An 18,128-nucleotide genomic window follows, 5' to 3' on the forward strand; every position below is an offset into this window, starting at 1 on the left:
CACCGGCGGGCGCTATGGTCCCCGTCGGTGGGTCGAGGTCCTTCGCCCCACCACGCCCTCGGGGGGAGGGAAGGAACCCAGACGATGCCCGTACCCGTACCGCGGCAGAGAGCGATCCCGGCCGTGGAGAGTGGTCAGGCTCAAGACGTGTTCTCACCCGGCGGCCCATCCGGCGACACCACCGGCGGCCCCGCCGGGACGACACCGGAAGCCCGCACCACGACCCCGATCACCGGCACCACCCATCTGACTCTCCTGGTCATCGAAGACGACCCGGCGGGTTCGCTCGGTGTGCCCGAAATACTCGACGCGGCCGGCAGGCCGGTCCGGGTCCGCACCGCCCGCAACCTCACCGAGGCCGAGCGACTGCTCACCGACGACGTCCACTGCATCCTGCTCGACCTCGCGCTGCCCGCACCGGGCCGTGCGGCGGAGAGCGCCGACGAGCTGGCGACGCTCAAGCACGTCCTGCGGCTCGCGCCCGGCCACGCCGTCCTCGCGCTCACCGCGTCCGGCGACGCGGAGCGCGGCACGGAGGCGGTGCGCGTCGGCGCCCAGGACTACCTGTTCCGCGACGAGCTGGACAGCCGGCTGCTGAGCCGCGCGATCCGGTACGCGGTGGAGCGGAAACGTTCCGACAAGGCCGAACGACGGCTCACCGAGTCCAAGCTCCGCGCCCAGGAGAACGCCCGCCTGGAGCGCGGCCTGCTGCCGACCCCGCTGCTGGAGGGCTCCCCGCTGCGCTTCGCCGCGCGCTACCGCCCGGGCCGCTCCCGCGCGCTGCTCGGCGGCGACTTCTACGACACCGTGCGCACGGCCGACGGCACGGTGCACGCGATGATCGGCGACGTCTGCGGGCACGGACCCGACGAGGCGGCGCTCGGTGTGGAGTTGCGCATCGCCTGGCGCGCCCTGACGTTCGCGGGCCTGTGCGGCGACGAACTCCTGTCCACGCTCCAGCAGGTCCTGGAGCACGAGCGCGAGAACGACGAGATCTTCGCGACGCTGTGCACCGTGGACATCGCGCCGGACGGCCGCCGCGCCGGGCTCTGCCTGGCCGGTCACCCGTCACCGCTGATCGCCCGTCCGGGCCGGCCCGCCCAGCTGCTGCCGTACGACAACAACGGCCCCGCGCTCGGTCTGCTGCCGAACGCCCGCTGGCCGCGCATGCAGGTGGAGCTGGGTGCCGCGTGGAGCCTGATGCTCTACACCGACGGCCTGATCGAGGGCCACACCGGCGTGGGCAAGGAACGCCTGGGCCTGGACGGCATGGTGGACATGGTCCGCCGCCAGCTCGCCCAGGGACTCCAGGGCGAGGACCTGCTGCGCGCGGCGGTGAACGAGGCGCGCGAACTCAACGGCGGGGAACTGGCGGACGACGTGGCGGTACTGCTGCTGGACCGGACTCCTTAGCCACGGGTGTCCCGCGGCCGGGGTAGCCACGGGTGTTCCGTGCCCGGGATAGCCACGGGTGTTCCGTGACCGGGGTCCGGCCATGCCCGGCGCCCCGCCGGGCGGGGGTGGTCTACCTGCCGCCGTTGTACGGGCCGTACGGGCCGTCGCTGCTGCTGCCGCCACGGCGGCCCCGGCCGCCGCCCGACACCTGCCGCAGCGCGGGGCGGACGTCGACGAAGAAGACGATCGTGGCGACCAGGCCCGCGAGCTGCAGGAAGAGGTAGGGCACCACCAGGTTCACCGCCACGGTGACACCGAGGATGATCAGCCAGAACATCTTGTTCTGCTTGTCGGCGGCACGATAGGCGTCCTCGCGGGCGATCGCGGCCATCACCAGCGCCACCACGGCGAGAACGAGTATGGCTGTGAAGATCAGCCACATCAGACCGCCGAATGCCGTCATCAGCACAATGCCCACCGCCTGTTCGAGTCGTCTCTACGGCCACCGTACCCGGAGAACGGGCCGGGAACTCGGAGAGTGCCCGGCCCGTCCGCGTCAGGCGAAGTGGTGTCGCCCCGCTCGCCTACTTCGCGGGCGGAGCCGTCTTCTTGGCGACCGGCTTGCGCACCGGGGTCTTCTTCGCCGGGGTCTTCTTGGAGGAGGTGTCCTCGGCGGCGTCCGCCGGCTTCACCTCTTCCTTGACCTCGACCGGCTCGGCGTTCGGCTCGACGGCGATGGCGAAGTCCTCGATCTCCTCGGCGGCCTCGCCGCGCCAGGTCCGCACGGTCTGCTCGCCGTGCTCGGCGACCTTCTCGTACGTCTCCCGCGCCTTGACGGCGTACTCGGCGGCGACGCCGACACCGCGCAGGGCGAAGTCCTGGGCGGACTCGCCGAACTTCTTCAGGTCGGTGTCGAGGGTGCCGAGGAACTCCGTCACCTTGGCCTGAAGGGTCTCCTGCGCCTCCTTGGCGCGGGCGGTGGCCTTCTCCTGGACGGCGTTGGGGTCGATGTTCTTCACGGTGTCGATGCGGCCCGGGGCCTCGGCGCGGATCTGCTCCACGATGCCGGGGACCTTCTTCGCCTGCTGAACGGCCAGGTCGGCGGTGCCGGCGAGGAAGTAGAGCGGGGTCGGGTCCGTGGCGGCCTTGCGGATGTCGTCGGTGATGGCCATGACGATGGTCCTCCCGTAATCGCTTTCAGCTGAGGGTTGTGTGATCCGCATGCGGTCAACTCGCGGTCTGCTGCGGACCGGCATCGCTGCCGTCGGCCCTGCGGGGGCCGCGGACGGCGGTGTCCTGCGGAGGCTGGGCGTCCGGTATGTCCTGAGTCTCGGGTGCGTCGGTGCCGTGACCGGTCTCGTCCGCCGGTGCGATCTCGAATCCGTTCTCCTTGCGGAAGGACTCGTAGATCTGGAGCAGCACCTGCTTCTGCCGCTCGTTCAGCGTGGGATCGGCGAGGATGACGGCACGCGTCTCCACCTCGTCGCGGTCCCGCTCGGCGTCGAGGATGCCGGCCCGCACGTACAGCGTCTCGGCGGAGATCCGCAGGGCCTTGGCGACCTGCTGGAGCACCTCCGCGCTCGGCTTGCGCAGCCCGCGCTCGATCTGACTCAGATACGGATTGGACACCCCGGCGGCGTCGGCGAGCTGCCGCAGCGACAGCTGCGCGCTGCGCCGCTGCTCCCGCAGATACTCGCCGAGATTGCCGACGTTGAGCGATGCCATGCCTCCACCTTGCCCCATCGTCGCTAACTATTGCAAGCACATGCTTGCAAAAGTGTGTCACGCCACGAAGGACGTGGCCCCTCGGCCGATCATGACGGCGCCAGTACAACCGTTCGACCTCTGCGCGTGTCTGATGTCCGGGACTTGCGACCCGCAATTCACCGCGTGTACCCGCCACTTCAACCCAGAGGTAACCGTATGCTCCGCTCCGGGCCCAGCCTCCGCACACTCCGCACGGCCGTCGGCATCATCGGCGCCGGCGCGCTGATCACGTTGGGCAGCGCTCCCTCCGCGATGGCCGACGGCCCCGGGACCGGGCTGGTGCTGAACACCGCACCGATCGACGGAGTGAAGCCGGGGAGCACCTTCGAGGCGCCGGTCACCTTCGGCACCACGGGCACCAAGGCGCTGGACAAGATCTATCTGTGGTACTACGTCACCAAGGGGTTGGACTTCGCCGACGTGCCCTCGAACTGCGTGCGGTGGAACATCGGCGAGTACGACGAGTTGCCGCCCAGAACCCTTCTGACCTGCGAGTTCGACCAGACCGTCGAGCCCGGTGTCGTCTACGCCCCCGACAAGCTGCCCTTCAAAGCTCTCGACAGGGCGCTGTACGACCAACTCGACGTCGTCGTCTGGGACTACGAATACGAGGGCGGCGACGAATACGCCCGCAGGCCCGTACGCGGAACCGCTCCCGCGGCGAAGCTGGTGGCGCGGCCCGGCTCCGTTCTGCCCGGCGGTGGCTCGGAGGGCTCCGTCAGGGCCCGGGTGCGGGTGAACACGGTGAACACGGCCGACTTCCAGGTGTCCGGAACGGAACTGAAGGGCCGGGTCGGGGACACGGTCGACGCCAAGGTGAAGTTCACCAACGCCGGCCCCGCGTGGGTGCTGAGCATGCCGGACCTGGTGCCGACCCGGACCCTGATCAAAATTCCCGCGGGTACGACCGTGGTCAAGGGACTCCAGTATTGCGACACCCCGACAGTCGGAACCTACTCCTGCAACATCGCGCAGGACTGGGTGGAGGAGGACCAGGTGAACACCTACTCCTTCAAACTGAAGATCAACAAGGCGGTGGCGGGAGCCAAGGGCTCGGTGGCCCTCACTTCCGAAGCCCGCCCGTACGACGTGAACAAGGCGAACGACAAGGCCGACATCCTGCTCGACGTCGAGGGCGGTGGTTCGACGGGCGGAAGCGGCTCCACGGGCGGTTCGGGGTCCACCGGCGGAAGCGGCTCCGCGGGCGGTTCGGGTTCCACCGGCGGAAGCGGGACGACGGGGGGATCCGGGACCACGGGCGGCGGAGCGAACACCAGCGGCGGCTCCTCGGCCACCGGATCCTCGGGGAGCGCCACCACCGGCGGTGACCTCGCCGCCACCGGTTCCGGCCCGGCACTGCCCCTCGCGGGCGCCGCGGCCGCGGCCGTCGCCGCCGGTGCGGGCGCGGTCCTGCTCGTACGCCGCCGCGCGGCCCGGCGGTAAGCCGTGCGGCGCGCACGCCCGAGGGTGTGCGCGCCGCACGGGCCGAGCGGGACACCGGCCGTCGGCCTGTCCCGCTCGCGCCGTAGTACCGCGGCAGGGTCACCAGGGCAGCGGGCGCGCGTGGATCACGTCCAGGCGCGACACCGCCCGGGTCAGCACCACGTAGAGCCGGTGCAGGCCCCGCGCCTCGGCCTCCGCCATCGCCGCCGGTTCCACGGCCACGACATGGTCGTACTCCAGCCCCTTGGCCAGACTCGCGGGCAGCACCGCGATCCGGGCGCCCGGTTCATCGGCTCCGGCGGCGCGGATCCCCGCGGCGCCGAGCGCCTCCCGCACCTCGGTGACGTCGGCGTCCGCGGTGATGACCCCGATGGACCCCTCGTGCGCGAGCGCCTCCCGTACGGCCGCGACGGTCTCGGCCGACGGGTCGGAGGTCGGCCGGATCCTCAACGCGCCGTCCCCGCGCAGGGACCGGGCCGGCGGGACACCCACGTCCAGGCGTTCCAGCACCCGGTTGGCGAGTTCGACGATGACCCCGGGCACCCGGAACCCGACCGTCAGGGGGACGACAGCCGCCTCCGGTTTGCCCAGATGGGCCAGGAGTTCGCCCCACTCCCGTGCCGCCCAGGGAGTCGTGCCCTGCGCGAGGTCCCCGAGCACGGTCAGCGACCCGAAGGAGGCCCGCCGTGCGATGGCCCGGCATTCCATCGGCGACAGGTCCTGCGCCTCGTCGATCACCAAGTGGCCGTATCCCTCGGGGTGCTCGATCAGCCCGGCGATCTCGTCGAGCAGGACCAGATCGGCGGCCGACCACCGCGCCGACTTCCACGACCGCGGCGGCCGCGCCCACAGGACCGCCTTGCGCTCCTCGGCGTCGAGGATCCCCTCGGCCACCCGCTCCAGCGCCTCGGCGTCGCCGAGCAGCCGGGTGAGCAGCTCTTCGGGGCGCACCCGGGGCCACACCACGTCGACGTACGCGCCGACCGGCCGGGCCCTGGAGATCCGCTGCGCCCAGGCGTTCGTCTGCGGCCCGGCCCGCAGCTCGGCCCGTGCCCGCACATACCGCACGACCCGTGTCCGCACCCGCTCCCGCCCGACGGCGTACGGCGGTTCCTCGGCTCGTACGTCGTCCACGATGCGGCGCAGTACGGCGACGGGGACCCGCCAGCGGTACGTGCCGTCCGGCACGGCGAGGTCCTCGGCCGGGACGCCGATGTTCCCGTACAGCGCCCGGCGCAGCACCCGCGCCATCCGGGCGTCGTGCTTGACGGCCGCGGCTCGTTCGCCGTCCTCGCCCGTCACCGGACGGCCGGCGATCTCCTCGCCGATCGTCGACTGGCGCACGCCGGTCTCCCCGAGCGCGGGAAGGACCTCCGCGATGTACGACAGGAAGGTGCGGTTGGGGCCGAGGATCAGCAGGCCGCCGCGGCGGACGCGCTGCGGATGGGTGTAGAGGAGGTAGGCGGCCCGGTGCAGGCCGACGGCGGTCTTGCCGGTGCCCGGGGCGCCCTGCACACAGACCGACGCCGACAGATCGGCCCGTACGAGATCGTCCTGTTCGGGCTGGATGGTGGCGGCGATGTCCCGCATGGGGCCGACACGGGGGCGCTCGATCTCCTCGGAGAGGATCGAACTCCCTTGACCGGTCCCGCTCAGCACGGCCCGGCCCTCCCCGCCTCCGCCCCCGGCCCCGGAGTCGGAGTCGGAGTCGGAGTCGGAGTTGGATCCGGCGGCTCCGGCTCCGGTCGGCTCCGGCGGAACCGCTCCCGGCGAGGACCTCTCCATCCCGATGGGTTCGTCCTCAAGACCCGTGAGGTCGGCGGAGTCGCCGCGGCTGCCGGGGGCCCAGCCGAAGCGCCGGCGGACGGCGACGCCCTGGGGGTCGCGGGCGCCCGCCTGGTAGAAGGCGCGCGAGACGGGGGCCCGCCAGTCGACGACGAGGGGCGGGGCGGCGGGGTGTTCCCTGATCCGCAGCCGCCCGATGTGATAGCTCTGCCCGGCGTGGTCGCCGGCCGCCGCCACCGAGTCCTGGAAGTCCAGCCGGCCGAAGAACAGGGGCCCCTGGGGCAGCTCCCGCATCTCCTTGGCCTGGCTGCGCAGCTGATACCCGAGCACTTCGGCGTCGGCCCCGGACGCGGAGACGTCCTCACCGGTGACGACCTGCTCCTCGGCGCCGTCGACCATCGCGGCGAGGGCGGCGCGACAGGTGTCGTGAAAGGCGCGCTCACGGGAGAGGGAGCGGGCGAGCGGCAGGTCCGGGGCAGGCCGTCGGGCGGGGTCGGGTGGCGTCATTCCATCCAGGGTACCGGAATAACTTAACCAAGTAACATTCTTTACCTGGTCACACCTTGGGTGGCTCCGCAGACCCCTGAACAGACCCCCGGCCGCCCCACCAGGCAAACCCGGGGATCCGGAGATCCCGGGGTCAGGCGAGCCCGGGGAACCCGGCCGCGAGCCGCGCGAAGGCCCGCTCGGCCGCCGCCACCGCGTCCGGCCGTACGGCGGCCACCCGCTCCCCCTCCGCGATCCGCCGCAGGTTCTCCTCGGCGAGGATGCGGCGTACGGCCGTGATCTGTCCGGCGGCGAGCCGTGCGTCGAGCCCGGTGCCCAGCGGCTCCGCGAGAGCTTCGGCGAGCGCGGCCTCGGACCGCTCCAGGTACCCGTACATCCGCGCCACCAGCGACGGCGTCCCGTAGAGCAGCCGGTGGAAGGCGAGAACGCCGGGATGCTCGTTGAGCCCGGTGACGGGGTCCTCCCTGCGCAGACCGTCCAGGAAGTGCTCGCGGAGGGCGTCGATCGCGGACCGGCCGGCCGCCCGGCCCTCCTCGACGACCCGCGCGGCCTCGGTCTCGTGGTCCGCGAAACGGTGCAGGACCAGGTCCTCCTTGGAAGGGAAGTACCGGAAGACCGTCGGCTTGGAGATTTCGGAGGCGGCCGCGACCTCGGCGACGGACACGGCGTCGAACCCCTTCTCCAGGAAGAGGCCGATGGCGGTGTCGGAGACGGACTGGTACATCCGCCGCCTCTTGCGTTCGCGCAGTCCGGTGTCACTCATGGTCACGAGCCTACGCACCACCGGGGACCGCGGCCCCGGCCATGACTCCCGCGCTCTCCGCCCGTTCTTCGCACCAACGACCCAACGCGGCCGTGACGCTCTCCTCGGCCGGGACCTTGATCCCCAGCGGCACCGTCGCGGCGCTCAGCACCTGCCGGATCCTGTCGCCCGCCCGGGCGAGGAGACTCGCGTCGGCCGTCCGCTCCTCCTCCTCCAGCGACAGGGCCGTCCGGATGACGTCGGTGAAGACGGACTGGGCCCTCTTGAAGTCGAGAAGCTTGGGAAGGTCCTTCTCCCAGCCGTCCGAACTGCCGGGGACGACGCTCTCGCTCTCGACGGCCTCGCACCACTGCTCGACCATCAGGTCTTCCTGGTCCCGGGGGTACCGCATCAGGTAGAGGTGCGTGGCCAGGTCGTAGAGCGGGTCTCCGAACATCGCCAGTTCCCAGTCGATCGTCCAGAGCCGGCCCATTCCGTCGACCACGAAATTCTCGCGGTGCAGATCGGCGTGCAGCAGATGGAAAGGGCGGCGGGTCAGTCCCGACACACACTCACGGAGCTTTTCGAAGGAGACCTCGTCCAGTCCGAGGTCGCAGAACAGGCCTTTGAAGTCGGGCATATTCCGCTGGTACACCTCCTCTTCCGTGAACAGGATCAGCCGCTCCAAAAAGCCGTCGCTGTCTCCCTCCGCAGCCCGGTAAACAGATGTGCACGTCCGTTCCGCCGTCAGGGAATCGGGTCTTACTCGGGCCAACTGCCCGAAGAGGGAAACGATTTGCCCGAGGAGGGACGAGGGGATCCCGCCACCGGATCCGTACAGGGTCCCCAGCGTCTCGCCCTCGATGAACCGCTGAAGACCGGCGGAGCCCGCCTGGATCAGGTCGGGGATGCCCTCGATGCGCCCCTGCAACGCGCGGAGCAGCTCCTCCTCGGACGCGAAACATCGCCGGTCGAACCACAGCAGCCCAGGACGCGGTTCCCGGCATTTCCAGCGGACCGGTTCGGCTTCTCCCGGCCGGCCCGGCAGCGGAACGACATACGTCTCGTGGTGGTAGCCATGGAGTGGCCCCTCGACCACTCCCGCGTCGCCACTCATCTCAACGGCTCGCCGCAGAGCCAAGGAAGCCGATTCGGGTGACATTGACCGTTCTCTCACGCAACCGCAACCAAAGAGAAAAGAGGGGAGAACGGTACTCCGTCGCCACTCGTGAATGGGCATAATTCCAGAAGACCTGCTCCTCAGCGCGCTGATCCGCTACGCGAAGACCCGACTTCCCGCTGTCGTGACGCGGGCACTGAGCAGCGGCTACGGCTCGCGCGGGCCGCCGCGCGGGGGTCACACGGTTCACCCCCTCGGGGCACGGCCCGCGCGCTTCACAGCTGACCCCGCAGGGTTTGCAGCACCGTCTTCAGCGACGCCACCACATGCTCGGCTCCGGCGTCCCGGAGCAGTTTCTCCTTGTCGGGGTGACGCGCGTAGCCGAGGAACGGGACCCCGGCGCGCCGGGCGGCGTGCAGATCCGAGGGGGCGTCACCGATCATGAGCGCCTTCGACGGGTCCGCGCCGAGGGCGTTCAGGGCCCGGTTGAGGCAGTTCGGATCGGGCTTGAGGTGGGCGAGGTTCTGGGTACGGCCGTAGACGTGGGGTGCGAAGCATTCGGCCAGACCGCGGCCTTCCAGGTAACGGGAGGCCGTGCGGGGCGAGTTGTTGGTGGCGATCGCCAGCCGGGCGCCGACGGCCCTCCAGGTCCGTATCACCGCGTCGGCGTACTCGGTGGGCCAGGCCTTGGCCACCGCCTTGAGCTCCTGCTGGGTGAATCGTTCCTCCAGCTCGGCCACCAGGTCGCTGCGCGGACGCCGCCGGTTGACCGCGTGCAGGACTTCCAACGGATCGGCGTGCTCACGTTCCTCCGGGGTCAACAGCCTGCGCATCCCCTGCTGTTCGAGCCACTCGACCAGGTCCCTGGCCACCTTCTCGGCGGCGTGCCCCGCGTACAGCCGGCAGACCGGCCCGTCGAAGTCGAAGAGCACGAAGCGCGCGCCGGTGATCGTGTCCCGCAGGTTCTCCGTCTGTGTCGCCACCGCATCAGTCTGCGTCGTATCAGAAGTCACTACGAGAGTCTGAGGTCCTTGGTGATGGTTTCCCAGAGGGCGTTGAACCACTTCTGGGACTCGTCCACGAACGCGGTGTCCCGGCCGCCGGCCCGCTTCTCGAAGGAGAAGAGCAGGGACTCGGCGCCGAGGGCGTCGTACATGTCCAGTTTCTCGTCTTTCGAGATCTCCTCTTCCCGCCTGGTGATCGTGTAGTACGCCATCAGCGCCTCCGACCCGTTGAGCAGGTACAGCTTCACCGGCGGGGTGAAGGGCAGGGCCCGGAAGGTCACATGGACCTCGATGCCGTGGGAGGAGCGCAGGGACTGGAGGTTGTGGCGCAGGACGTGGCCCTGCGCGTTGCGCTGCATCAGCCAGCGTTCGTGGACCGGGTCGTCGTCGCCCTGGTCGTCGACGGAGACGGGGAACGCCAGGTTGATCTCCCGGCTGGGCAGCAGGATCCGCACGTCGATGCGCTCCGGGCGGATCCTTCCGTCGTGGATCTGGCGGACCGGCTCGGCGAGCGCCACCATCAGCGTCTCCGCGGTGAGGCAGGCCGCGTCGATCCGCACATGGGGGACGGAGAACGCCTCGGTGATACGCGGGGCGAGGGCCACCATGGTCGGCTGGGGCCCGTTCCGGGTGGGAGTGACTTCCGCGATCCGCGGCGGGCTGCCCTTGCTGACGTTGCTGAGCAGGCCGCCTTCCTGGAGCTCGCGCAGGGCCAGCCGGACCGTGCCGCGCTCGACGCCGAACTCGTCGGCCAGTTCCGCCTGGGTGGGCAGACGGTCGCCGGCCTTCAGCTCGCCGGTGCGGATGCGCTCCCGCAGGACGTCGGCGATCTCCTGGGGCGAAAGCCTTCTGCTGCTGTCACTCGCCACAACGTTCTCCTGAGTCACGACCAAACGGTACAACTCTCTCCCATCTTTGGGGAGTTACTCGAAAGTTGTTTATCGACACTTACCAAGTGGGGACAACCTAAGCAGAGTTGGTTGCCAACTTAGCCAAGATGGCGGAAGTTTTGCCTCCCCTCACCCATCCGTGGCACCGAACACCCCGAGCAGGTCACCGAAGAGAAGCAGGAGGAACCACCATGCCCGCCATCGCCCTCCTCTCCGCCGTCTCCGTCGTCGGCTTCGAGCAACTCGTCCAATGGCGGTACGGCCCGACGGGCATCGTCGGACTGCTGCTGCTCACCATCGGGATCAAGGCGAAGAACCCCACGTGCAGCACCATCGGGGCCGTCGTCCTGGCCCTGCTGGTGGCGGGGCCGGCCGTCAGTTCGTGATCAGCAGTTCCGAACTGATCGTCTCCCACAGCGCGTTGAACCAGAGGTGGGACTGTTCCACGAACGTGGTGTCCCGCAGTCCCATCCCCTGACCGAAGGGGAACAGCATCGACTGCGTACCTTCGGCGTCGTACATCTCCAGGTATTCGTGGTCGATCTCCTCGCCCCGCCGCGTGAGTGTGTAGTACGCGAAGAGCGCTTCGGTCTCGTTGAGCAGGTACAGCTTCACGGGCGGGGTGAAGGGCAGCGCGCGGAAGGAGACCCGCACGTCGATGGCGTGCGTGGCGCGCAGCGCCATCAGGTTGTGCCGCAGCACCTGCACCTGGGCATTGCGCTGGGCCAGCCAGCGGCGCCGCGGACGGTCGTCCGTCAGGCCGTCGACCGGCGCGGGGAACGCGAGGTCGATGTCCCGGCTGGGAAGCAGCACCCGGACGTCGACCTTGGCCGGTTTTATGCGTCCCGCGTGAATCTCGCGCAACGGCTCGCCCATGGCGAGGGTGAGCGACACGGCGGTCAGACACAGCGCGTCGATCTCCACGTGCGGGACCGCGAAGGCCGCCGTGATCCGCGGGGCGAGCGCCACCACGGTGGACTGCGGCTTGTCCTGCGGCCCGGTCAGAGCCCGCTCGGGATGGTCCGCGACCGTCGCCGGGCTCCCCTTGGACACATTGACGAGCAGGTGCTCCGACTGGAGGATGCGCAGCGCCTGGCGCACCGCGCCGCGTTCGACGCCGAACTCGTCGGCCAGTCTGGCCTGGGTCGGCATGCGCTGGCCGGCCCGCAGCTGACCGGACCTGATCCGGCTGCGCAGCTCGTCGGCCACCTCTCGGTGTGACCTCGGCGGCCGTGGTGACCTGTTCCGCCCGTTGACGACGGCATGCTTCGTCTCCACAACCAGAACACTACAACTTCCCGCCATCTTTTGGCAGTTGCCGGACAGGTGGTTATGAGTCGTCCCAACAAGGAGATAACCAAGAGTGAGTTGGTCGCCAACTTGCTCAACATGGTCAAACTTCCGGAGGGTTGGCCGCCGAAGTTCCGCCTGGATGCCGGGTGGTCGGGGCGGACGGTCCTCAGCGGGGGTCCGCCTCCCCGTCCCGAAGGAGGGACCGTCATGCCGCTCATCGCCCTCGCCATCGCCGCCCTGGCCATCGGATTCGAGCAGCTCATCCAATGGGAGTACGGACCGATGGGCATCATCGCGTTCGTCGCGCTGTCCGTCGGGCTCAAGGCCCGGAACACCACCGTCAGCGGCATCGGGGCCGTGATCCTCGTGATGCTGCTCGCCCAGTCCGGCTGAGCGGACGCCACGTCCGCCAGTCCGGCTGACCACGCTCCCCTCCGGAGGGGAGCCGGGAGCATGGTCGGTCCGCACCACCGCGTCAACCCGCACCACCACAACTGAATCGCTACGGATCGGCAGTCCCAGCAGTCGACACCCGCACGGGAAGGAGAACGCTCCTACAGGCAGCCGCAGTTCAGAAGATGTCCGGGCACCACGGTCGCCTGGACGTCCGCAGCAGGGCGTCGGCCAGACGGGCGGCGCCCTCTTGCCGTTCCCGGACCCGGCCCAGCGCCGCCAGCCGCACCGCGGACTCGTCGCCGAGCCACAGCGTCGCCAGATCGGCGATGGAGAGCGACAGGTCCGCCTCCTCGGTGGTCGGCGCGCAGGTCGCCGTACCGTCCGACGCGGCCCGGAGCCGATAGCGGCCCCCGTCCGGCCCGCTCTCGTCCGTCACATCGAGCACGAGCGTCCCGGCGGTCCCGTACGTCCGCGCCTCCAGAGCCCGTACGACATCCAGGATCCGCACCCAGAGCCAGTCCGACTGCGTGGTGATCCGGGCGGCACGCGCGTCCGGCAGGAACAGCGGCAGCAGGTCGTCGGGGGCGCGCCGGCCGGACTTGACCCGGGTGATCCAGTCGATCGAGCAGAGGTAGCTCCACAGGGCGCGCTCGGCCGCCGGCGTCACCGCGAGCAGCCAGTCCACCTCCGCCGTGTTGCCAGGCTGGTTGGAATCGCCCCAGTTGTCGTCCGAGGTGTAGGAGACAAGGCCCTCGATCTCGCCCGACGCCGAGCGGTACTCGGCGTAGAACGGCTCCTTCCAGGGGAAGCCGCCGAACCTCAGCAGGCCGGTGTTCATCTGCCACCAGCGGGCGTCGCGGCTGATCATGCCCGGCCGGTCGCGCCGGAACCGTTCGTGCAGCTCGGGTCCCGCCTTGCGGACGTCCTCGGCGTCCATGAGGTCGACACGGCCGCCGTCGGCCGGACCCGCCCAGCGGGGGTCGAGACCGGTGCGCGGTACGTCGACGGTCCACTCGGTGGTGGTGGTCGCGGGGCCGAAGCCGTAGCGGCCGTAGATCGGGTACTCGGCGGCGATGAGGGTCGCGACGACATCGCCCCGCTCCCTCGCCGCCGCCAGGTCGGCCTTCATCATGCGGGTGAGCAGGCCCCGGCGGCGGTGCGTGGGAGAGACGGTCACGCCGGAGATCGCGTCCGCGGAGACGGCAGCGCCGCCGACCGCGGTGAGCTCCTGCGGGAACGACCTGAACGTCGCCACACAGCGGGAGCCGTCGAACGCGCCCAGGGTCCTGCCCAGGATGAACGCCGATCTGCGGTTCTCGACGTCCTCGTCCGAGATGACCGGCTCCTGCAGGAACCCCGTCTTCACGGCGCGCAGCCAGTCGGGGAGATCGGGGGCGGTGATCGGCCGTACGTCGATCGTGTCGCTGGCGTCTGTGGCGTCGATGGCATCATGCGGGGTCATGGAGCCACGCTAGGTGGACCCCGGCCGGGGTGTCGCGCGGATTTCCGCACGGCCCTCCCGGCCGCTCCTCCCTCTCCCCACCCGGATCCCGGGCAGGCCGGAGGGCCGCACGGATCACGGGCCGGAGGGCCACAGGGATCCCAGGCCGGAGGGCCGCACGGAGTCCAGGTCGGACACACCCGGACCCCGGGCTTGGAGGACCACCCGGACCCCGGGCTTGGAGGACCACCCGGATCCCCGGCCGTACACACCCCGGTCCCGGGCCGGTAGTCCCTACGGATCCGAGGTCCGACACACCCGCCCCCGGGTCAGAAAGCCGCCCGGATCTCCCCCACCTCGCGGCTGCCGCCCAGCAGGGGCGCGCTGCCGATCCTCGTCACCACCGGCGCCTCCACACCCATCAGGCCCAGAACGCGGGCCAGGACGGGACCCAGTGCCCGGCCCCCGCCGTCGTCGATCTTGAAGGCGAGGGCACGGCCGTCGGGCAGCGCGACCGCCTGGACGGCTTCGGCGCCCATCTTGGACAGGGCGCCCGGGACCTCGCGCATCAGCCAGGTGTCGGGGCGCCGGGTGCCGGCGACGTACTCGGGGTGGGTGCGCATGGCGTCGGCCACCCGGCGTTCGGCGGAACCGGGGGCCGCGAGGACGAAGGAGCGGAAGGCACGGGCGAGACCCGTGAGGGTGATCGCCATCAGGGGCGCCCCGCAGCCGTCCGTACCGACCGCCGCGACGGGCTCCCCGGCGGCTTCCTCGACCACGGAGTGGATGAGCTGCTGGAGGGGGTGCCCGGGATCGAGGTAGGACTCGGTGGACCAGCCGCGCTGCGCGCACACCGCGAGCATCGCCGCGTGCTTGCCGGAGCAGTTCATGGTGACCCGGTCACGGACGGCACCGGAGGCGAGGTAGGACTCGGCCTCGACGGGGTCCAGCGGCAGGTCCGGCGGGCACTGGAGCTGCCCGGCGTCCAGCCCGTGCTCGACGAGCATCTTCTGGACCAGGTCACGGTGGAAGGTCTCGCCGGAGTGGCTCGCGGCGGCCAGGGCGAGGCGTTCCCCGGCCAGGTCGAGGCCCGCGCGCAGGACCCCGGCCGCCTGCATGGGCTTGTTCGACGAGCGCGGGAAGACGGGCGCCGCGACGTCGCCGAGCGCCAGCTCGACCGTCCCGTCGGCGGCCAGCACCACCAGGCTGCCGCGGTGGTGCCCCTCGACGAAGCCAGAGCGAACGACCTCGGCGAGCACCGGGAGCACCCCGGACGTGCCGGACCGGGGAGTCCCCTCGGACACGGGAGCCGCGCCGGGCGTACGAGCCGTGCCAGGGGCACCGGAGGCGCCTGGTGTACCGGCCTCACCCGGTGCACCGGGGGTGCCGTCGGATATGGGCGGGTCTTCGGGCGTGCGGGGAGCTGCGGACATCGGCGGTGGCCTTCCGGAACGGGGACCCGCTCGGAAGGCGGGCACCGGGTCGTGTCCCGGACCGCGCCCCCGCCCGCGCGGAGCGGAAGCGCGCCTCCTGGATCCCGGCGCGCCCCTCGGCCCCGGGATCACCGGGGCCGCCACGTCACATGAGCAGGTCGTCTACTTGTGCTTCCCCTTCACGGTACCTGCGGGCGATCTCGGCACTGCAATCGTCGGCCGTGCGCTGGAGCTGCTGGCGCCGCCGGGAGACCTGCTGCTCGTAACGGACGAGTCGGCCGAGTCCCGCGCCCAGCTCTTCGTCCGTACGGGCCTCCAGGTCCGACAGCTCCACCTCGGCGAGCATGTCGGCGGCCAGCGCCCGGTACTCCTCGCCGTGCGGCGTGCCCACGGTCACATGGCGGGCCGAGGAGCGGTACCGGGCCGGCGCGTCCGTGAGGATCTCCGAGAGCCGCTCGACGACGGAGTGCTTCCCCCGGCCCACGGGCGAGAGGTGTCCGGAGGCCGGGGCGGGCATCCGGTGCTCCCCGCGGCGCGCGAGCTCCGCGCGCAGGATGTCGATGCGTCCCTGGAGCAGCCGCCGGACATAGCTGAGGTCGGCCTCGTCCCGCTGGGCGTCCCGGCGCAGCGTCCGCAGTTCGGGCAGCCGGAGCACGGTGACGCCGGTCGGGGCCGGATCCGCCGCCAGCGGGCCGCTGTCGGTGCGCTGTACCGGCGGCCGGGCGGTCATCGCTTCCGCCCGTGCGCTCGTGCGGGTCAATGACACGGCTCCGGTCTGCTGCCCGGTCCTCGATGTGCTCATGTACCTCTACCGTCCCCTCGACCGGCGCGGTCCGCCCAACGGCCGGACCGCAACACCCCGCATGGTGCCACCCCAGATGGCCGCTATGTGACCGAGTGACCCGATCAGCCCCAGATGGCGGGTTGGTTACCCCGGAAAATCACGCGAAGGGCCCGCACCGCGCGACGGGACCACGACACGGCATCATGGTCCGCATGCGTGCGGTGGTGCAGAGAGTGGACGGCGCGAGCGTCGTCGTGGACGGCGAGACGGTCGGCGAGATCAGCGGTGAGGGCCTGTGCGTCCTCGTCGGGGTCACCCACGAGGACACCAAGGAGAAGGCGGCCCAACTGGCCCGCAAACTCTGGTCCGTCCGGATGCTCGCCGACGAGCGGTCCTGCTCCGACATCGACGCGCCGCTGCTCGTCATCAGCCAGTTCACGCTGTACGGCGACGCGCGCAAGGGCCGCCGCCCCACCTGGAACGCGGCAGCCCCCGGCGATGTGGCCGAGCCCCTCGTCGAGGAGGTCGTCACCCAGCTCCGCGCTCTGGGCGCCACGGTGGCCACGGGCCGTTTCGGCGCCCGGATGCGGGTCTCGCTGACGAACGACGGCCCGTTCACCGTCCTCCTGGAGATGTGAGCCCTACGGCTCGACGACGACCTCCTGGGCCGCCGCCGTCGAGTCCGCCATCAGCGGGGCGTCCACGGGCACGTTGCGCTTCACGAGGGCCAGCGCGATCGGGCCGAGTTCGTGGTGGCGTACGGATGTGGTGATGAAGCCGATCGTCCGGCCGTCGGGGGCCTCGTCCGCGACGCGCAGCTCGGTGCCGTGCGGGGGCAGGACGACCTCGCTGCCGTCGAGGTGCAGGAAGACCAGGCGGCGCGGGGGCTTGCCCAGGTTCTGGACGCGGGCGACCGTCTCCTGTCCGCGGTAGCAGCCCTTCTGGAGGTGCACCGCGGTACCGATCCAGCCCAGCTCGTGCGGGATGGTGCGGTGGTCGGTCTCGAAGCCGAGGCGGGGCCGGTGCTGCTCGACGCGCAGGGCCTCGTGGGCGAGGAGTCCGGCGGCCGGTCCGGCCTTCTCCGCCCAGGAGTCCAGGTCCGCGCGCGGCAGGAAGAGATCACGGCCGTACGGCGTCTCGCGGACGACGACGCTCTCGGGGGCCTCGGCGATCGAACCGGCCGGAAGCTCGACGACCGCGAAGTCGGCCGTGCGGTCGGCGACTTCGACCCGGTAGAAGAAGATCATCGACTCCAGGTAGGCGACCAGCGCCTCCTGGGTGCCGGGTTCCGTGTGCATCCACACCGTCGTGCCGTCGTCGACGAGGTACAGCGCGTGCTCGATGTGGCCGTTCGCGGAGAGGATCAGCGCCTCGGTGGCCTGGCCGGCCGGGAGGTCGGTGACGTGCTGGGTGAGCAGCAGGTGCAGCCAGGCCAGCCGGTCGTCCCCGGTGACGGTGACGACACCGCGGTGGGAGAGGTCCACGAAGCCGACGCCGTCGGCGAACGCGCGCTGCTCACGGAACAGGTCGCCGTAGTGGGCGGCGACGCCTTCGTCCACGCCCTCGGCGGGAACGGCGCCGGGCAGGGACAGGAGGGAACTCTTCATGGACATACACACTACGACCGCGCGGTCACCGATTTTATTTCTGTCAGTCCTGCCGGCTCTGTCAGTCCTGCCTGCTCTGTCGGTTCTGCTGGGTCTGCTGGGCCTGGCAGTCCGCGCAGCGGCCGAAGATGGCGAAGTGCTTCATCTCGGTCTCGAAGCCGAAGGATTCCCGGAGCTTCGCGGTGAACTCGGCGGCGACGGAGACATCGGCCTCGATGACGTTCGTGCAGTCGCGGCAGACGAGGTGGATGTGATGGTGCCGGTCGGCCAGGTGGTAGGTCGGCGCGCCGTGTCCCAGATGGGCATGGCTGACGAGCCCGAGCTCCTCCAGGAGCTCCAGGGTCCGGTAGACCGTGGAAATGTTGACCCCCGACGCCGTCTTCCTCACTTCGCCGAGGATGTCGTCGGGGGTCGCGTGCTCCAGGGTGTCCACTGCCTCGAGGACAAGCTGGCGCTGAGGCGTCAGCCGGTAGCCGCGCTGCCTGAGGTCGCTCTTCCAGTCGGTGCTCACCACACTGGAA

At 70.7% G+C, this 18,128-nt stretch carries 19 protein-coding genes; 5 read left to right on the top strand and 14 right to left on the bottom strand.

Annotation, left to right across the window (positions count from 1 at the left end):
• The first annotated feature begins 84 nt into the window (after window positions 1-84).
• Complete coding sequence (locus tag OG485_RS20735) at window positions 85-1,413, top strand: PP2C family protein-serine/threonine phosphatase (protein ID WP_328669811.1); 1,329 nt, start codon at window positions 85-87, stop codon at window positions 1,411-1,413.
• A 112-nt stretch (window positions 1,414-1,525) separates the two neighbouring features.
• On the opposite strand, the gene OG485_RS20740 is transcribed toward OG485_RS20735, so the two are convergent.
• The 3 genes from OG485_RS20740 to OG485_RS20750 all read right to left on the bottom strand — a co-directional run bounded on the left by OG485_RS20740 (window position 1,526) and on the right by OG485_RS20750 (window position 3,120).
• On the bottom strand, window positions 1,526-1,864 hold the full coding sequence (locus tag OG485_RS20740; RefSeq protein WP_326786999.1) for a DUF2516 family protein: 339 nt from the start codon (window positions 1,862-1,864) through the stop codon (window positions 1,526-1,528).
• Window positions 1,865-1,979: 115 nt separating this feature from the next.
• The gene (locus OG485_RS20745; protein ID WP_328669812.1) at window positions 1,980-2,567 is read right to left on the bottom strand and encodes a hypothetical protein; all 588 of its coding nucleotides are present in this window, start codon (window positions 2,565-2,567) and stop codon (window positions 1,980-1,982) included.
• A gap of 55 nt (window positions 2,568-2,622) precedes the next feature.
• A complete protein-coding gene (locus tag OG485_RS20750) occupies window positions 2,623-3,120 on the bottom strand; it encodes a helix-turn-helix domain-containing protein (RefSeq protein ID WP_328669813.1) in 498 nt (165 codons plus the stop codon).
• A gap of 198 nt (window positions 3,121-3,318) precedes the next feature.
• Between OG485_RS20750 and OG485_RS20755 the strand changes: the two genes are divergently transcribed.
• Window positions 3,319-4,605 carry a hypothetical protein gene (locus OG485_RS20755; RefSeq protein WP_328669814.1) on the top strand — a complete coding sequence of 429 codons (1,287 nt, stop codon included), beginning with the start codon at window positions 3,319-3,321 and terminating at the stop codon, window positions 4,603-4,605.
• A gap of 99 nt (window positions 4,606-4,704) precedes the next feature.
• Here OG485_RS20755 and OG485_RS20760 read toward each other — a convergent pair whose 3' ends face one another.
• The 5 genes from OG485_RS20760 to OG485_RS20780 all read right to left on the bottom strand — a co-directional run bounded on the left by OG485_RS20760 (window position 4,705) and on the right by OG485_RS20780 (window position 10,656).
• Window positions 4,705-6,897, bottom strand: a complete 2,193-nt coding sequence (locus OG485_RS20760; protein WP_328669815.1) for a HelD family protein — start codon at window positions 6,895-6,897, stop codon at window positions 4,705-4,707.
• 133 nt (window positions 6,898-7,030) lie between these two features.
• A complete protein-coding gene (locus tag OG485_RS20765) occupies window positions 7,031-7,660 on the bottom strand; it encodes a TetR/AcrR family transcriptional regulator (RefSeq protein ID WP_328669816.1) in 630 nt (209 codons plus the stop codon).
• 10 nt (window positions 7,661-7,670) lie between these two features.
• Complete coding sequence (locus OG485_RS20770) at window positions 7,671-8,756, bottom strand: phosphotransferase (protein WP_328669817.1); 1,086 nt, start codon at window positions 8,754-8,756, stop codon at window positions 7,671-7,673.
• A gap of 278 nt (window positions 8,757-9,034) precedes the next feature.
• Entirely contained in the window at window positions 9,035-9,772 is a 738-nt protein-coding gene (locus tag OG485_RS20775) for an HAD family hydrolase (RefSeq protein WP_328669818.1), read from the bottom strand.
• Complete coding sequence (locus OG485_RS20780; protein ID WP_328669819.1) at window positions 9,772-10,656, bottom strand: GntR family transcriptional regulator; 885 nt, start codon at window positions 10,654-10,656, stop codon at window positions 9,772-9,774. The genes OG485_RS20775 and OG485_RS20780 overlap by 1 nt, the downstream gene beginning before the upstream one ends.
• A gap of 188 nt (window positions 10,657-10,844) precedes the next feature.
• Between OG485_RS20780 and OG485_RS20785 the strand changes: the two genes are divergently transcribed.
• Complete coding sequence (locus OG485_RS20785) at window positions 10,845-11,039, top strand: hypothetical protein (protein WP_326786991.1); 195 nt, start codon at window positions 10,845-10,847, stop codon at window positions 11,037-11,039.
• On the opposite strand, the gene OG485_RS20790 is transcribed toward OG485_RS20785, so the two are convergent.
• A complete protein-coding gene (locus tag OG485_RS20790; RefSeq protein ID WP_328669820.1) occupies window positions 11,029-11,862 on the bottom strand; it encodes a winged helix-turn-helix domain-containing protein in 834 nt (277 codons plus the stop codon). The two genes, OG485_RS20785 and OG485_RS20790, sit on opposite strands and share 11 nt — an antisense overlap.
• Window positions 11,863-12,153: 291 nt before the next feature.
• Here OG485_RS20790 and OG485_RS20795 point away from each other — a divergent pair, with 291 nt between their 5' ends.
• The gene (locus OG485_RS20795) at window positions 12,154-12,339 is read left to right on the top strand and encodes a hypothetical protein (protein WP_328669821.1); all 186 of its coding nucleotides are present in this window, start codon (window positions 12,154-12,156) and stop codon (window positions 12,337-12,339) included.
• Between the two features lie 178 nt (window positions 12,340-12,517).
• On the opposite strand, the gene OG485_RS20800 is transcribed toward OG485_RS20795, so the two are convergent.
• From OG485_RS20800 to OG485_RS20810, 3 genes are all read right to left on the bottom strand, one after another.
• Window positions 12,518-13,804, bottom strand: a complete 1,287-nt coding sequence (locus tag OG485_RS20800; RefSeq protein WP_328669822.1) for a GNAT family N-acetyltransferase — start codon at window positions 13,802-13,804, stop codon at window positions 12,518-12,520.
• A 308-nt stretch (window positions 13,805-14,112) separates the two neighbouring features.
• Window positions 14,113-15,087 carry an asparaginase gene (locus OG485_RS20805; protein WP_328669823.1) on the bottom strand — a complete coding sequence of 325 codons (975 nt, stop codon included), beginning with the start codon at window positions 15,085-15,087 and terminating at the stop codon, window positions 14,113-14,115.
• Between the two features lie 274 nt (window positions 15,088-15,361).
• Window positions 15,362-16,018, bottom strand: coding sequence for an RsiG family protein (locus OG485_RS20810; RefSeq protein WP_328669824.1), 657 nt, complete (start codon window positions 16,016-16,018; stop codon window positions 15,362-15,364).
• 194 nt (window positions 16,019-16,212) lie between these two features.
• On the opposite strand from OG485_RS20810, the gene dtd reads away from it, so the two are divergent.
• The gene (gene dtd / locus OG485_RS20815; protein ID WP_328669825.1) at window positions 16,213-16,638 is read left to right on the top strand and encodes a D-aminoacyl-tRNA deacylase; all 426 of its coding nucleotides are present in this window, start codon (window positions 16,213-16,215) and stop codon (window positions 16,636-16,638) included.
• A gap of 3 nt (window positions 16,639-16,641) precedes the next feature.
• On the opposite strand, the gene ygfZ is transcribed toward dtd, so the two are convergent.
• Entirely contained in the window at window positions 16,642-17,607 is a 966-nt protein-coding gene (ygfZ, locus tag OG485_RS20820) for a CAF17-like 4Fe-4S cluster assembly/insertion protein YgfZ (RefSeq protein ID WP_328669826.1), read from the bottom strand.
• A 61-nt stretch (window positions 17,608-17,668) separates the two neighbouring features.
• Complete coding sequence (locus OG485_RS20825; protein ID WP_328669827.1) at window positions 17,669-18,121, bottom strand: Fur family transcriptional regulator; 453 nt, start codon at window positions 18,119-18,121, stop codon at window positions 17,669-17,671.
• Window positions 18,122-18,128 lie beyond the last annotated feature (7 nt).

The sequence above is a fragment of the Streptomyces sp. NBC_00328 genome (assembly GCF_036139655.1).
Lineage (GTDB): Bacteria > Actinomycetota > Actinomycetes > Streptomycetales > Streptomycetaceae > Streptomyces.